This window comes from Microbacterium sp. SORGH_AS_0454 (genome assembly GCF_031453395.1).
Lineage (GTDB): Bacteria > Actinomycetota > Actinomycetes > Actinomycetales > Microbacteriaceae > Microbacterium.
Window position 1 is genome coordinate 1,529,950 of the sequence record NZ_JAVIYS010000001.1, and the last position, 14,576, is coordinate 1,544,525.

Below are 14,576 nucleotides of genomic sequence, written 5' to 3' on the forward strand. Positions count from 1 at the left end.
ACGCACCCGAGGACACCCCATGACCACTCGCCTCCGTCCGCTGCGGCGCCTTCTCGGCGTCGCTTCCGCCCTCACCGTCGGTGCCGTCCTGCTGAGCGGGTGCGGCGCCGGCTCGACCGCGGCCCCGGCCGCCGGTGCCGCGCCGAAGTCCGGCGGCGACCTGGTGTTCCTCATCGACTCGCTCGGTGCCACGTGGATCCCCAACAACAGCTCGATCTCGAGCTACCAGGGCCACATCTGGGGCCACCTGACCGACAAGCTCGTGTACGTCGACGCCGAGGGCACGCTGAGCCCGTGGATCGCCGAGAGCTGGGACGAGAACGCCGACAAGACCTCGTTCACCCTCCACCTGAAAGAGGGGGTGACCTTCTCGGACGGCACGCCGCTGGACGCCGCCGCCGTCGTGGCGAACATCGACATCTGGGCGAAGGGGCGCCCCGACGAGGGCATCAACCGCATCGGTCTGTTCCCCTCGGCCAACTACGTCGGGGCGGAGGCGGTGGATGCCACGACGGTGACGGTGTCGTTCGCCGCTCCCACCCTGAGCTTCATCCCGACGCTGGCGTACCACGGGTCGATCCTGCTCTCGCCCGCGACGCTCGCCCTCCCCGCCGACCAGCAGGCCGACCTCGCGAACGACATCGGCAGCGGTCCCTTCGTCGTCGAGAAGGTCGCCGACGGCGACAGCGTCGTGCTGAAGAAGCGCGACGACTACGACTGGGGTCCCGAGGCGCTCGGGCACGACGGGCCCGCCTACCTCGACTCGATCACCTACAAGCAGGTCGCCGAACCCTCGCTGCGCACCGCCTCGGTCGAGTCGGGCCAGGCGCAGGTGGCGTACAACGCCAGCCCGCAAGATCTCGAAGCGCTCAAGAGCGAGGGGCTCACGGTCGAGACGCCCCGCTACCTGGGCTTCGTCAACGGCTACGCGCTGAACACCTCGGTCGCCCCCTTCGACGACATCAGGGTGCGCCAGGCGGTGCAGCACGGCATCGACCGCGACGAGATCCTCTCGACCGTCTACACCGAGGACTGGCACGCCGCGGAGTCGTTCCTGCAGAGCACGGTGCCCGAGGCGACCGATCACAGCGCCGACTTCGCGTACGACCCCGACGAGGCGGCATCCCTTCTCGATGAAGCCGGATGGGTGAAGGGTGCCGACGGCGTGCGCACGAAGAACGGCGAGAAGCTGTCGTTCACGCTCTACCCCAACCCGTACCTGCAGGCATCGCAATCGGTCGACGAGCTCGTCGACCAGCAGCTGACCACCCTCGGTTTCGAGGTGCACCTCGAAACCTACGACGTGCCGACCTACGGACAGAAGGTCATCGGCAACGCGACCGTGCCGGCGACCGAGATCACCCGCAGCTTCGTCGACGTCGGAACGGTCGCGGGCGTCCTGACCTCGCAGAAGAAGGGCGACGAGGACTGGTTCAAGGTGGGCACCTCGGATGCCACGCTCAACGACCTGTCGACGCGCATCGCCACGGCCACCGACCGTGACGCCCGCGCGAAGGTCGCCGACGAGCTGCAGGGTTACGTGCTCGACCAGGGTTACTTCGTGCCGCTCACCCAGATCGTGCAGCGCGTCTACGTGCAGGCCCCCGACGTCAGCGGCGTCAGCTACAACGGCCTCGCCTACGCGTACTACCTGGACGCCTGGTTGAACGACTGATCGCCGGGGGCGGATGCCACGGCATCCGTCCCCCGAACCGTTCCACCGAGACGAGAGGAGGAGAGCATGTTCCGCACCTACGGCCGCTTCGCGCTGCGCCGCACCGGCCAGGCGCTCGTCGTCGTGCTGCTGGCGTACCTGTTCACGTTTTTCGTGATCAGCATCCTGCCCGGCGACCCCGTCACGAGCACCCTGCGCAACCCCGACAACGGCTTCACCGAGGACGACATCGCCCGGATCGTGGCGTATTACGGCCTCGACCAGCACTGGTGGGTGCAGCTCGGATCGTCGCTCGGACGCTTCGTGGTCGGCGACCTCGGTGTCTCACTGCGGTCGAACCTGCCCGTGAGCACTCTCGTGCTCGACGCGCTGGGGTCGACGCTGAGCCTTGCGGCGGCCGCCCTGCTGGTCGCCGTGGTGCTCGCCGTCGCGATCGCGTACGGCACGCAGTTCCTCCCCGCGCGCTTCGGTCAGGGCGTGCTGCGCTCGCTGCCGTCGCTGTTCCTGTCGGTCCCGAACTTCGTGATCGGCCTGTTGCTGATCCACGTGTTCGCCTTCGGGCTCGGACTGTTCAGCATGATCGACACCGAGACGCCCTGGGGCACCTTCTTCGCGGCGGTGGCCCTCGGCATTCCCGTCTCGGCGCAGCTCGCGGAGGTGCTCATCGCCTCGCTCGATCACGAGTCGCGGCAGGAGTACGTCGCCGTCGCGCGCTCGCGGGGCCTGCGATCGGGGGCGCTGTTCCTGCGTCACCTCGTGAAGCCCTCGGCGCTGCCGACGGTCACCGTTCTCGCACTCATCGTCGGAGAGCTCCTCGGCGGCGCGCTCATCACCGAGGCGATCTTCGGCCGCGTCGGAATCGGCACCCTGGTCGAGTCGTCGGTGGCCAGTCAAGACCTCCCCGTCCTTCAGGCCGTGGTGTCGCTCGCCGCCATCGTCTTCGTCGTCGTCAACCTGCTCGCCGACCTCGCCTATCCGCTGCTCGACCCCCGCGTGTCCATCGGCTCGCGCGGGCGCGCGGTCACGGCGACCCCGCGAGAAGAGCCGGCGCCGCTGCTGCGGGAGGAGGTGAGCGTCGTATGACCGCCGCACTCGCCGCGCCGCCGCGCTCCGTCGTCGCCCGGGCCCGCGGCATCCGCCTCGCCGTTCCGTTCGGCGTCATCGTGTCGTTCCTCGTCGTGGCGGTGGTGCTGGCGTTCTCGCTCGCGCCGGCCCTGTTCACGTCACAGAACCCCGCGCAGGGCGTGCCGGCCGACAAGTTGCAGCCGCCCAGCGCCGCGCATCTGCTCGGTACCGACCACCTTGGACGCGACCTGTTCGCGCGCATCGTGTTCGGCGCGCAGTCGTCGGTGACGAGCGCCCTCGTCGCCGTGGTGATCGGCGTGGTGGTGGGCGGGCTCATCGGCCTGCTCGCGGGGTTCCTGGGGTCGTGGACCGACACGGTGCTCGCCCGTCTCGTCGACGTGCTGCTCGCGATCCCGGCGTTCCTGCTCGCGGTCGTCATCGTCAGCTCCCTGGGCTTCCAGACCATCAACGCCGCGATCGCCACCGGCGTCTCGGCCGTCGCCGTGTTCGCGCGGGTGATGCGGTCGGAGGTGCTGCGCGTGCGCTCGTCGGTGTTCGTCGAGGCGGCGCGGCTGCAGGGCGGATCGAGCCTGCACGTGCTGTTCCGGCACGTGCTGCCCAACGCGTCGCGCTCGCTCGTGCCCCTCGCGGTCCTGCAGTTCGGGCTGTCGATCCTCGTCATCGCGGGGCTGGCGTTCCTCGGCTACGGCGACCCGCCACCGGCATCCGACTGGGGTCTGCTCATCTCGGCCGGCAAGGACTACCCGCGCGCGCCGTGGCTCGTCGTGTGGCCCGCCCTGGTCACGGTGGCGACCGTGCTGTCGATCAACCGCATCAGCCGTTGGCTTCGGAGGACGTCATGACCATCACGCTCCCTCTCCGCGAGGAGACGCCCGCCACGCCCGCTCCGCTCCTGCGGGTGCAGGACCTCTCGGTCGCGTACGGGCGCACCCCCGTGGTGCACGACGTGTCGTTCTCGATCCCGGCCGGTGGCAGCCTCGCCCTCATCGGCGAGTCGGGCTCGGGCAAGTCGACGATCGCGCGATCCGTGCTGCGGCTGCTGCCGCGGGCCACCGGACGGGCGAGCGGGCGCGTGGAGTTCGGCGGCGACGAGCTGCTCGGGCTGAGCGAGGCGCGGTTCCGCCCCCATCGCGGCCGTCGCCTCGGCTTCGTGCCCCAGGACCCGTCGAACGCGCTCAACCCGGTGCGCACCATCGGCTCGCAGGCGCACGAGGCCGCCGGGTTGTCGGGAATCACGGATGCCGGCGCGCAGCGTGCCGCCATCCTCGACGTCTTCGCCCGCGTGGGCCTGCCCGACCCGGGCCGGGTCTACGGCTCGTACCCGCATCAGCTCTCCGGCGGCATGCTGCAGCGCGTGCTCATCGGGCTTGCGGTGCTGCCGAAGCCCGAGCTGCTCGTCGCCGACGAGCCCACCAGCGCGCTGGACGTCACGATCCAGAAGCGCATCCTCGACCTCCTCGGCGAGCTGCGCGACGAGCTCGGCATCGGCCTGCTCCTCATCACGCACGACCTCGCGATCGCCGCCGAGCGCACCGACGAGATCGTGGTGCTGAAGGACGGGCGCGTGCAGGAGGCCGGGCGCACGCGCGAGGTCTTCGCGGCACCGACCTCGCCCTACACGCTGCAGCTGCAGGCCGACGCCCCGGCGCTCAACCCCGACCGCTACCGGCACGCCGACGAGCGCGGGGTCGACGCGTGGACCACCGACACCACCGCGACCCGCATCGAGGTGCGCGAGGTGTCGAAGAGCTTCGTGGTCGACGGGTCCGAGCGCGCGGCGGTGTCGGCGGTGTCGTTCCGCGTGCCGCCGGGCACGACCCACGCGCTCGTGGGGGAGTCGGGCTCGGGCAAGACCACGACGGTGCGCCTGCTGCTGGGCCTCGAGACCCCCGACGCCGGCGAGATCCTCGTCGACGGCAAGCCCGCGACCGGACGCACCGAGGCGGAGCTCCGCGGCATCCGTCGCCACCTCCAGCTCGTGTACCAGAACCCCTTCACCTCGCTCGATCCCACGTGGAGCGTCGGGCGCATCGTCCGCGAACCCCTCGACCGCTACCGCGTCGGCACGCGCGCCGAGCGGTCGGCCAAGGTCGCCGAGGCCCTGGATGCCGTGGGCCTGTCGCCGCAGCTCACCCGCCGTCGCCCCGACGCACTGTCGGGCGGTCAGCGTCAGCGTGTCGCGATCGCGCGCACCCTGGTGCTCGAACCCGACGTCATCGTGCTCGACGAGCCGACCTCGGCGCTCGACGTGACGGTGCAGGCGGGGGTGTTCGACGTGCTCCGCCGACTGCAGCGCGAACGCGGTCTCACCTACCTCTTCGTCTCGCACGACCTCGCGCTCGTGCGGCAGATCGCCGACACCGTCTCGGTGCTCAAAGACGGACGGGTCGTGGAGGCCGGGCGGGTGGCCGACGTGCTCTCTCACCCGCGCGAGGAGTACACACGGGCCCTCGTCGACGCGATCCCCACCCCCGACCTCCGGAGTCCCTCATGACCCTGCTCTCCCCGCCCCGCTCGCGTCCCGCACTCATCGAGGCTTTCACGGCGCCCCAGGGCTTCGGCGACCAGACCCTGCGCGACCGCCGCGCCGACGCGATCGAGCTGCTCGGTGGCATCCCGGACTCCTCCGTGCTGCCGAGCGCCGAGCTCGCCGAGGCGACCGCCCGGGTGCTGGGTCGCGCCGGTGCGCCGTCGCTGCAGTACTCGCGCACCGAGGGGATCCCGGCCCTGCGCGAGTGGATCGCCGCACACGAGGGTGTGCCCGTGGAGCGCGTGCTCGTGACCAACGGCGGCTTCCACGGTCTCGCGATCGCGGTGCAGACGGTGCTCGAGCGTGGCGATCTCGTCGCGGTCGACAACCCCGTCTTCCCGCTGTTCCTGCGCGGCCTGCAGCTCGCCGACGCGCGTGTGCTGCCCATCCGTGTCGGCGCCGACGGGCTCGACGTCGACGCCCTGGCATCCGAGCTGCGCGCCGGCGCGCGCCCGGCCGCGGTCTACACGGTGCCGGAGTTCCACAACCCCTCGCAGTCGTCGTTGCCGACCGCCCGGCGGCGCGAGCTCGTGGAGCTCGCCGAGAAGTACGGCTTCGTCGTCTTCGCCGACGACCCGTATCGCGAGCTGCGCTTCCACGGCGAGCCGGAGTCGCTCGCGCCGTTCCACGACTCCGACCACGTCATCCACGTCAACACCTTCACCAAGACCCTCGGCCCGGGCCTGCGCCTCGGCTGGGTCGTGTTGCCCGAGCGCCTGATTCCGGATGCCGTCGCCCTCCGCAGCCGCCAGGACGGGCACTCGTCGACTTTCGTGCAGGCGGTCGTCGCCGAGCTGCTGACCAGCGACACCGGACTGTTCCCGCGCGTCTTGGGTGCGGCGCGGGAGCTGTACCGGTCGCGGGCGCACGCTCTGGCCGACGCGCTCTCGGCATCCGGCTTCTTCGACGTCACGGTGCCCGACGGCGGCCTGTTCCTGTGGCCGCGTCTGACCGACGACTCCCTGGATGCCGACCGCCTCGCCGCCGACGCCAGCGCCGAGGGCGTGGAGTACCAGCGCGGATCGTTCTTCCCCTCGGGCCCCGGAACGGATGCCGACCGGCACCTGCGCCTCGCCTACGGCGACACGTCGGAGGAGCTGTTGCTCGAGGCGGCGGCGCGGCTGACGCGGGCGGTGGCGCGGCAGCGCTGACGAGGGCGTGGCCACCGGGGGGGTGTTCGCTCAGGGATCTGCATAACCTCAGTCCGTTGTGGGTGGTTTGGGCTGAGGTTGTGCGGATCGCTGATGTTGCGCGCGGCGGGTTCGGGGTGACCGGCGTGGCGCGTTCGCTCAGGGATCTGCATGAACTCAGTCCGCTGCGGGAGGTTTGGGCTGAGGTTGTGCGAATCGCTGCGGTTGTGGTGGGCGGCGCGAGAGCGTCCCGCGCTCGCGCGTTGACGGCGGTGGCGGCACGCTCACGGCCCGCGGCCCCGCGTGCGACGACGTGACCACCCCTGAGTGTCCAAGAAACCCGGACGTCCCGAAAATTTGTCCGGGTTTCCTGGACACTCAACGTGCCGCGCGGACGGCGGTGCGTCCGGGGCGTCAGGCTGACGGCTGCCAGCCGAGCAGCGGGCCGAGCCGCCCGGCGATGTCCTCGAGGATCTGCGCGTAGTCGTCGGGTTCGAAGGCGAAGGGCAGCGCGAACGCCACCTCGTCGACCTGCGGGAAAGACCGCGACGACAGCAGGCGCTCGGCGATCTGCTCCGACGTGCCCACGAGGTCCTCGGCGAACAGCATCCGACGCGGACCTTGGGGGATGCCGACGCGCCCGCGCCGCGACTCGGCGTACGCCTCGTACCGCCGACGCTGCTCGGGTGTCGCCGAGTCGGTCGGGACGACCACGAGCCCCTGCGACACCCGGGCGTTCTCGCCATCGGGGTGCGTCTCGCGGTACAGGCGGATCTGCGCGTCCTGCTCGACGTCGAAGTCGGTCGAGTCCACCGACTGGATCACGCTGCTGGTGAGCAGATGGAAGCCGTTCTCGGCGGCCCAAGTCGTCGAGGTCGGGCTGCCGGCGCCGTACCAGAGGCGACCGGCGAGACCGGGAGAGTGCGGCTCGATGCGCTCCGAGTACTCCTCGATGCCCTCGGTGCCCGAGAACGGACTGACCCGCTCGCCGGCGAGGAAGCGGCGCAGGCGCGAGAGGCGCTCGTACCCGAAGTCCTCGTCGTCGGCCGTGTCGGGGTACAGCGCCGGCGCGATCTCGTCGAGGCGGCGGGGCGGCCCCACCGAGAAGCCGGGTTCGAGGCGCCCGCCCGTCAGCACGTCGACGGTGGCGAGGTCTTCGGCGAGGCGCAGCGGGTTCTCCCACCCGAGGGGGATCACCGCGGTGCCGAGGCGGATGCGGCTCGTGCGCTGGGATGCCGCGGCGAGCACGGCCACGGGCGAGGAGATGCCGTACTGCAGGTGCCGGTCGCGCAGCCATGCGCTGTCGAAGCCGAGGCGCTCGCCGCGCTCGATGATCGACAGCGTGGTCTCGTGCCCGGCGCGCGGGTTCTCGCGATCGAAGAGGCCGATGGTGAGGAAGCCGAGGGAGCGGAGAGCGCGGGTCACCCCGCCACGCTAACGGCGCCGACGACCGGACGGGGCCGCGGCGTCACGGTCCGTCGTCGCGGGCGAGCCGGGGCAGGGTGCGGAAACCGCGACGGGAATCTGAGGTCGCGGGGGCGCGCGTGTCCGGGAGAGACGGATGCGGACACGCAGCACGCGGGTTCGGCTCCGCCCCCGACCCGGGGGCTGAGCGGACCGCGAACACTCGGGAGGCGGAAACAGAACCGCTATCCGCTGGACGTCGTTTCGAAACACCCCGTCGCTCTACTGGGGGAATGGACAACGCTTCAGCGCTCGCACCCGCCGACCGTGATCGCGTCTCGACGCGTGTCAGCCTAGCCCTGCTCGGCGTCCGCAGCGACGCCCCCGTGCGCCGCACGGGCGGGGCCGGCCCCAGCGACGACGGCCACTTCGTCGTCGACGGCGAGGGGGCGGCAATTCCCCTCAACCCGAACAGCCCGTACGTGATCACCGCCTCGGGGCGCCTCACCCGAGACGGAGCGGATCTCGGCTTCGACGTCGCCCCGGTCGTCCGCCCGCGGTTCTATGACCTCGAGACCGCCGAGGGCGTGGCCTACGACAAGATCGCGAAGCTGCACGGCAAGAACGTGCTGGCCACGACGGTCGTGCAGACCTGCGTGCGATACGACGAGAGCGAGCGTTGCCGGTTCTGCGCCATCGAGGCCTCGCTCGATGCGGGCACGACCATCGCGGTGAAGACCCCCGCGATGCTCGCCGAAGTGGCCGAGGCGGCCGTGCGGCTCGACGGCGTGACGCACATGGTCATGACCACCGGCACCTCCAACGGGTGGGACCGGGGTGCCAAGCACCTCGCCCGCTGCGTGCGCGCGGTGAAGGCCGCCGTCCCTCAGCTCGAGATCCAGGTGCAGTGCGAGCCGCCCGCCGACCTGCAGGCCATCTCCGACCTGTACGACGCGGGCGCCCGCTCCATCGGCATCCATGTCGAATCCATGGACGACGAGGTTCGTCGGCGGTGGATGCCGGGCAAGTCGCGCGTCAGCATGGACGAGTACCGCGCCGCCTGGCGCGAGGCCGTGCGGGTGTTCGGCTGGAACCAGGTGTCCACCTACCTGATCGTGGGAATGGGGGAGGACCCCGATGAGGCGGTCGAGGGCGCCCGCGAGCTCATCGAGATGGGGGTCTATCCCTTCGTCGTTCCCTTTCGTCCGTTGAAGGGAACGCTCGCCACCGATGTCGACAAGGTGCCCGCGCCCCACCGCGCGGTCGTCAACGACATCACTTCTCGCGTCGCCGACCTGTTGCACGCGGCGGGAATGCGCGGGGAGGACCAGCGTGCCGGCTGCGCCGCCTGCGGCGCATGCAGCATCCTCAAGACGGCGGGCGCGTGATGTTCGACGTGCCGGTGCTCACCGGGCAGCGCATCGGCCTCGCGCCCCGAGCGTGGGAGATCCGGGTCGCCGACGAGGCGCAGACGGAGGCCTACCGCGCGATCCGTCGCGAGGTGTTCGTCCACGAGCAGGGTCTGTTCGACGCCCACGACCGAGACGACATCGACGACGACCCGCGCACCGTCGTGCTCGTCGCGACCACCCCGGACGCGGAGGTCCTCGGCGGTGTGCGTCTCGCCCCGGCCACGGCCCGCGACATCGGGTGGTGGACGGGAGGTCGGCTCGCGGTGCGCCGCGATGCCCGGCACGCCGGGGGGATCGGCTCGGCCCTGGTGCGTGCGGCGTGTCACGAAGCCCTCGCGCGCGGCGTCATCCGGTTCGAGGCGACGGTGCAGGAGCGCAACGAGCCTCTCTTCCGCCACCTCGGCTGGGAGCGCTGGGGAGCCACGGTCATCGCCGGGACGCCCCACGTGCGCATGCGCTGGCCCGTCGACCGTTTCGCCGCGCTGGTGCGCGCCACGAAGGTTCCCCTCGGTGACGTGCTGTCGGGCATTCGCGACGATCATCCCGAGGGGCTCGGCGGCGCGGGCTGGGTCGGCGACGACGGCGCGCTCGTCGCGGGCACCGACGTCGTGGTCGCCACCGACGCGATCCTGCCCGCGCTGATCGACAAAGACCCCGAGTGGGCCGGCTGGTGCGGGGTGCTGGTGAACGTCAACGACCTCTCGGCGATGGGCGCGCACGCCGTCGGACTGATGGATGCCGTGTCGGCGCCCACCGCGTCCGCGGTGCGCCGCATCGTCTCGGGGCTGCGCAGCGCCGCCGTGGCGTGGGGCGTGCCGATCCTCGGCGGTCATACCCAGTGGGGCGGAGCATCGTCCCTCGCGGTCACGGCCCTCGGCCGCACCACCCATCCCGTAGCCGGCGGCGGTGGCAGACCGGGGCAGCCACTCGGCCTCACCGTCGACCTGCACGGGCGGTGGCGTCGGGGATTCGAGGGACGCCAGTGGGACTCCACCTCGACGCGCACCGGAGCGGAGCTCCGCCATCTCGCCGGCATCGTGCCGGAGCATCGGCCCGCGGCCGCCAAGGACGTCAGCATGGCCGGCATCGTCGGGACGACGGCGATGCTCGCCGAGGCCTCGGGTGCCGGTGCACTCATCGACGTCGCCGACATCCCGGCGCCCGACGGCGTCGCCTTCGGCGACTGGCTGACCTGCTTCCCCGGCTTCGGCATGGTCACCGCCGATGCTGCGGACTTGTCGTCACCGCTGGCCGCCACCTCGACGATCGGCGAGCTCACGGCCGCGCCCGGTGTCGTGCTGCGCTGGCCCGACGGTGTCGAGACCACCGCTGTCGAGGAGGCGGCCACCGGGCTCGGCAAGGCGTAACGCAAGCTCATTCCGGCTGAAACCATTTCGAAACACAACATCGCGAGCCTGGTATCAGACAGCGCTCCATCCCCGGCTCCACCGACGCGAAGGACATCACCATGACCACCGACATCGACGCCCAGATCGCCGAGAACATCGCAAAGTCGCTCGGCGAGGTTCCGCACCCCTCGCTCCCCAAGGGCAGCAACATCTACGGCTCGACCAAGCTGTTCCCCGACTTCCAGGCCGAGGACGGCGAGACGTACTTCACGCTCATCCACGGCATCCCGCACGAGTCGTCGGTGAGCTTCGTCGCGATCCTCCAGGCCACCCGCGCCCTGCGCAAGGGCTTCGAGTCGGCGATCTACCTGTACGGCCCGGGCACCCTCGCCGCGACGGCGAACCGCGGCTTCCCGACCACGGGCGACGCGGGCTTCCCGGGCGAGCTCAACATGAACAACTCGCTCGAGACCTTCATCAAGGAGGGCGGCACGGTCTACTGCTGCCGCTTCGGCCTGGCTCTGCACGGCATCCGGGAAGAAGACCTCATCGAGGGCGTCATCCCCGCGCACCCCCTCGACGTGCAGGACGCGCTCATCTACTACGCGCGCAAGGGCGCGATCATCAACTCCACGTACAACCTCTGAGGCTCGTCATGTCGATCATCGTCGCCTCCGTCTCGGCCAACTTCACCCGGGACCTGGAGCAGAACTACGCCCTCATCGCCGAGCTGGTGGCCGAGGCGCGCGCCGCGGGAGTGTCGTTCCTGGCGTTCCCCGAGGCCGCGATCGGCGGGTACCTGTCGTCGCTCGGCAACCACGGAGACACCGTCAAGACGACGACCCGCTCGATGCCGCCGGCCATTCGGCTCGACGGCCCCGAGATCGCCCGGGTGCAGGAGCTCGTGGGCGACATGGTCGTGACGATCGGCTTCTGCGAGCTGGCCGACGACGGGGAGACGCGGTACAACGCTGCGGTGTGCCTGGACGGCGAGAACATCTACGGTTCGTACCGCAAGGTGCACCAGCCGCTCGGCGAGAACATGTCGTACTCGGCCGGCGACAGCTACCGGGCTTTCGACACCCCCGTCGGGCGCGTGGGCATGCAGATCTGCTACGACAAAGCGTTCCCCGAGGCCGCGCGCATGCTCGCCCTCGACGGTGCCGAGATCGTCGTGAGCATGTCGGCCTGGCCCGCGGCGCGTACGGCGACCGCCGAGAACCTGCAGGACGACCGGTGGACCTACCGGTTCAACCAGTTCGACATCGCCCGGGCCCTCGACAATCAGGTGTTCTGGATGGCATCCAATCAGTCGGGCACCTTCGGTTCGCTCCGCTACGTCGGCAACGCGAAGGTCGTGGATCCGGGCGGCAACGTCCTCGCCACCACGCTGCTGGGTACCGGCCTCGCGATCGCCGAGATCGATATCGAGGAGACGTTCCGGGCGATGCGCGGGGGCATGTTCCACCTGCGCGACCGTCGTCCCGACGTCTACGGGCCCGTCGCCGAGACGACCGGCGCGCACGTCGAGGGATGGAAGGAGCTGGCCCGTGCCTGAGATGCGCTTCGCCGTCCGCTGGCCCGACGGCGCCGAGTCGTCGCACTACTCACCGAGCCTCGTCATGCACGACTACCTCACCACGGGCGAGAGCTACGGGGTCGCCGACTTCGCCGCGCGCGCCGGAGAGGCTCTGGATGCCGCGGCTGAACGCGTGCGGGCCGCATACGGTTTCGCGTGCACGTCGGCCATGGCATCCCGTGACGAGATCGTGCAGGCGGCAGCCACCTATGCCGGCGGCGAGGTCACGGTGCTCCGCATGGAGCCGCCCCTTCCGGCGGTGGCGTCGTGATCGCCGTCGAGATCCGGGCGGGCGACCACTATCCCGCCGTGATCGTCGGCGGCGGGCAGGCGGGCCTCTCGGTCAGTTGGAACCTCGCGCAGGCGGGTGTCGAGCACGTGGTCATCGAGCGCGAGTCCGCGGCGCACGAGTGGCGCGACGGCCGCTGGGACAACTTCACCCTCGTGACGCCGAACTGGCACTGTCGGCTTCCCGGCTACGCGTACGACGGACCCGAGCCCGACGGGTTCATGACCCGCGACGAGGTCTACGCCTGGGTGCGCCGATACGCCGACACGTTCGATGCGCCGATCGCCGAGGGCGTCGAGGTGCAGCGGGTCGACCGCCGCGACGACGGGGTCTTCGTCGTGCACACCAGCGCGGGCGAGATCACCGCCGACACCGTGACCTCCGCCACCGGGGGATACCATCGCCCGATCACCCCGTCGTGGGCCGACGACCTGCCCGAGCGCATCGTGCAGATGCACTCGCACCACTACCGCAACGCGGCACAGCTCCCGGGTTCGGTGCTCGTGGTGGGGACGGGGCAGTCCGGCACGCAGATTGCCGAGGACCTTCACCTCGAGAGGCGCCAGGTGCACCTCGCCGTGGGGCGCGCGCCGCGCGTGGCGCGGTTCTACCGCGGACGGGACTGCATGACGTGGCTCGCCGACATGGGCGTCTACGACGTGCCGGTGGGGGAGCAGGCCGCGGCCAAACGCGCGGCGACCAACCACTACGTCACCGGGCGCGACGGCGGACGCGACATCGACCTCCGCCTCTTCGCGGCGCAGGGGATGGGCCTGCACGGACGGGCGATCGGCGTCGCCGACGGAAGCCTCGCGTTCGATGACAGCCTCACGGCCAACCTCGACCGGGCCGATGCGGTCGCCGAGTCGATCAAGAACGACATCGACGCCTACATCGCCCGGGAGGGCGTCGACGCTCCGGTCGAGCCGCGCTACCAGCCGGTGTGGACCCCCTCGGGAGGCCCCACCCGACTCGACCTCGACGAGATCGACGCCGTCGTCTGGGCCATCGGCTTCCGCGCGGACTGGTCGTGGCTCGGCGACCTCGACGTGCTGGATGCGGCCGGGCACCCGGTGCACGACCGCGGCGCGACGGCGGTCCCCGGATTCTCCTTCGTGGGGCTTCCGTGGCTGCACACGTGGGGCTCGGGCCGTTTCCACGCGATCGCACGGGATGCCGAGCACGTCGCCGCCGGCATCGTGGAGGCGCCGCGCGGCGTCCTCGCCGTGCGCTGAGCGGCCAGCGCGTACTCTCGGGGAATGGCATCCGTGACGATGGCTGCGGTGGCGGCCCACTTCGGCCGCGACGTGGACCGCACGCTCGCCAAGCTCCCCGGCATCCTCGAGGACGCACGCGGGCGCGGCGTCGATCTGCTCGTGCTGCCGGACGCCACGATCGGCGGCTACCTGCTCGACCTGCACCACCCGGTGGAGGAGGGCGACGGCATCCCCCACTCCGTTGAGATCGACGGACCCGAGGTCGCTGCGATCGTCGCGCTGGCGGGTGACATGACGGTGTGCTTCGGGATCGCCGAGCGTGCCGTCGACGGGGGCGAGGAGCGGCGGTACAACACCGCCGTCTGCGTGAACGGGGACGGCGTGCTGGGGGTGCACCGCAAGGTGCATCTGCCGCTGGGCGAGTCGGAGGTCTACGCCGCCGGCGACGATTTCCGCGCCTTCGATACCCCGGTCGGTCGCATCGGCATGCTGATCGACTTCGACAAGACCTTTCCCGAGGCGGCGCGGTCGGTCGCGCTCGACGGTGCCCAGGTCATCGCGTGCCTGAGCGCGTGGCCGGCGAGCGTGACCGACCGGTCCGACCGCATCCGCAACGACCGGCAGGCCCACCTGTTCGACCTGTACGACTGCGCCCGCGCGGCCGAGAACCAGGTCTATCTCGTGTCATCGAACCAGACGGGCGTGCTGGGCGGCCTGCGCTTCCTCGGGCAGGCGAAGGTCGTCGACCCCGCGGGCGAGATCGTCGCCAAGACCTGGGCCAAGGGCGGGCTCGCCGTCGCCGAGGCCGACGTCTCTGCCGACGTGGCCCGCGCGCGACGCTCGCTCAACCACCTCGCGCAGCGCGCCGAACACGCCTACCGGCTCACCGCGCCGGCATAGACCGC

The 14,576-nt window shown here is 71.0% G+C and carries 13 protein-coding genes; 12 read left to right on the forward strand and 1 reads right to left on the reverse strand.

What is annotated here, in order from left to right; genetic code table 11:
- Nucleotides 1-19: 19 nt before the first annotated feature.
- From QE454_RS07095 to QE454_RS07115, 5 genes are all read left to right on the forward strand, one after another.
- On the forward strand, nt 20-1,675 hold the full coding sequence (locus QE454_RS07095) for an ABC transporter substrate-binding protein (RefSeq protein WP_307456570.1): 1,656 nt from the start codon (nt 20-22) through the stop codon (nt 1,673-1,675).
- 66 nt (nt 1,676-1,741) lie between these two features.
- Entirely contained in the window at nt 1,742-2,758 is a 1,017-nt protein-coding gene (locus tag QE454_RS07100) for an ABC transporter permease (RefSeq protein ID WP_307456568.1), read from the forward strand.
- The gene (locus tag QE454_RS07105) at nt 2,755-3,603 is read left to right on the forward strand and encodes an ABC transporter permease (RefSeq protein WP_210072636.1); all 849 of its coding nucleotides are present in this window, start codon (nt 2,755-2,757) and stop codon (nt 3,601-3,603) included. The genes QE454_RS07100 and QE454_RS07105 overlap by 4 nt, the downstream gene beginning before the upstream one ends.
- Nucleotides 3,600-5,255 carry an ABC transporter ATP-binding protein gene (locus QE454_RS07110; protein WP_307456565.1) on the forward strand — a complete coding sequence of 552 codons (1,656 nt, stop codon included), beginning with the start codon at nt 3,600-3,602 and terminating at the stop codon, nt 5,253-5,255. The genes QE454_RS07105 and QE454_RS07110 overlap by 4 nt, the downstream gene beginning before the upstream one ends.
- A complete protein-coding gene (locus QE454_RS07115; RefSeq protein ID WP_309668567.1) occupies nt 5,252-6,442 on the forward strand; it encodes a PLP-dependent aminotransferase family protein in 1,191 nt (396 codons plus the stop codon). Before QE454_RS07110 ends, QE454_RS07115 begins: the two co-directional genes overlap by 4 nt.
- Nucleotides 6,443-6,835: 393 nt before the next feature.
- On the opposite strand, the gene QE454_RS07120 is transcribed toward QE454_RS07115, so the two are convergent.
- Nucleotides 6,836-7,846: an LLM class flavin-dependent oxidoreductase gene (locus QE454_RS07120; protein ID WP_307456561.1), complete on the reverse strand. Its 1,011-nt coding sequence runs from the start codon at nt 7,844-7,846 to the stop codon at nt 6,836-6,838.
- Between the two features lie 272 nt (nt 7,847-8,118).
- On the opposite strand from QE454_RS07120, the gene QE454_RS07125 reads away from it, so the two are divergent.
- From QE454_RS07125 to QE454_RS07155, 7 genes are all read left to right on the forward strand, one after another.
- The gene (locus QE454_RS07125) at nt 8,119-9,213 is read left to right on the forward strand and encodes an MSMEG_0568 family radical SAM protein (protein WP_307456559.1); all 1,095 of its coding nucleotides are present in this window, start codon (nt 8,119-8,121) and stop codon (nt 9,211-9,213) included.
- Nucleotides 9,183-10,604: an MSMEG_0567/sll0787 family protein gene (locus QE454_RS07130; RefSeq protein ID WP_307456557.1), complete on the forward strand. Its 1,422-nt coding sequence runs from the start codon at nt 9,183-9,185 to the stop codon at nt 10,602-10,604. The genes QE454_RS07125 and QE454_RS07130 overlap by 31 nt, the downstream gene beginning before the upstream one ends.
- Before the next feature lie 101 nt (nt 10,605-10,705).
- A complete protein-coding gene (locus QE454_RS07135; protein WP_210072631.1) occupies nt 10,706-11,233 on the forward strand; it encodes an MSMEG_0572/Sll0783 family nitrogen starvation response protein in 528 nt (175 codons plus the stop codon).
- A gap of 8 nt (nt 11,234-11,241) precedes the next feature.
- Nucleotides 11,242-12,144, forward strand: coding sequence for a carbon-nitrogen hydrolase family protein (locus tag QE454_RS07140; RefSeq protein WP_210072630.1), 903 nt, complete (start codon nt 11,242-11,244; stop codon nt 12,142-12,144).
- A 1-nt stretch (nt 12,145) separates the two neighbouring features.
- The gene (locus QE454_RS07145) at nt 12,146-12,436 is read left to right on the forward strand and encodes an MSMEG_0570 family nitrogen starvation response protein (protein WP_307461136.1); all 291 of its coding nucleotides are present in this window, start codon (nt 12,146-12,148) and stop codon (nt 12,434-12,436) included.
- Entirely contained in the window at nt 12,433-13,689 is a 1,257-nt protein-coding gene (locus tag QE454_RS07150) for an MSMEG_0569 family flavin-dependent oxidoreductase (RefSeq protein WP_307456552.1), read from the forward strand. Before QE454_RS07145 ends, QE454_RS07150 begins: the two co-directional genes overlap by 4 nt.
- Before the next feature lie 24 nt (nt 13,690-13,713).
- Nucleotides 13,714-14,571 (forward strand): carbon-nitrogen hydrolase family protein, encoded by an 858-nt coding sequence (locus QE454_RS07155; protein ID WP_307456549.1) that lies wholly within the window; start codon nt 13,714-13,716, stop codon nt 14,569-14,571.
- Nucleotides 14,572-14,576 lie beyond the last annotated feature (5 nt).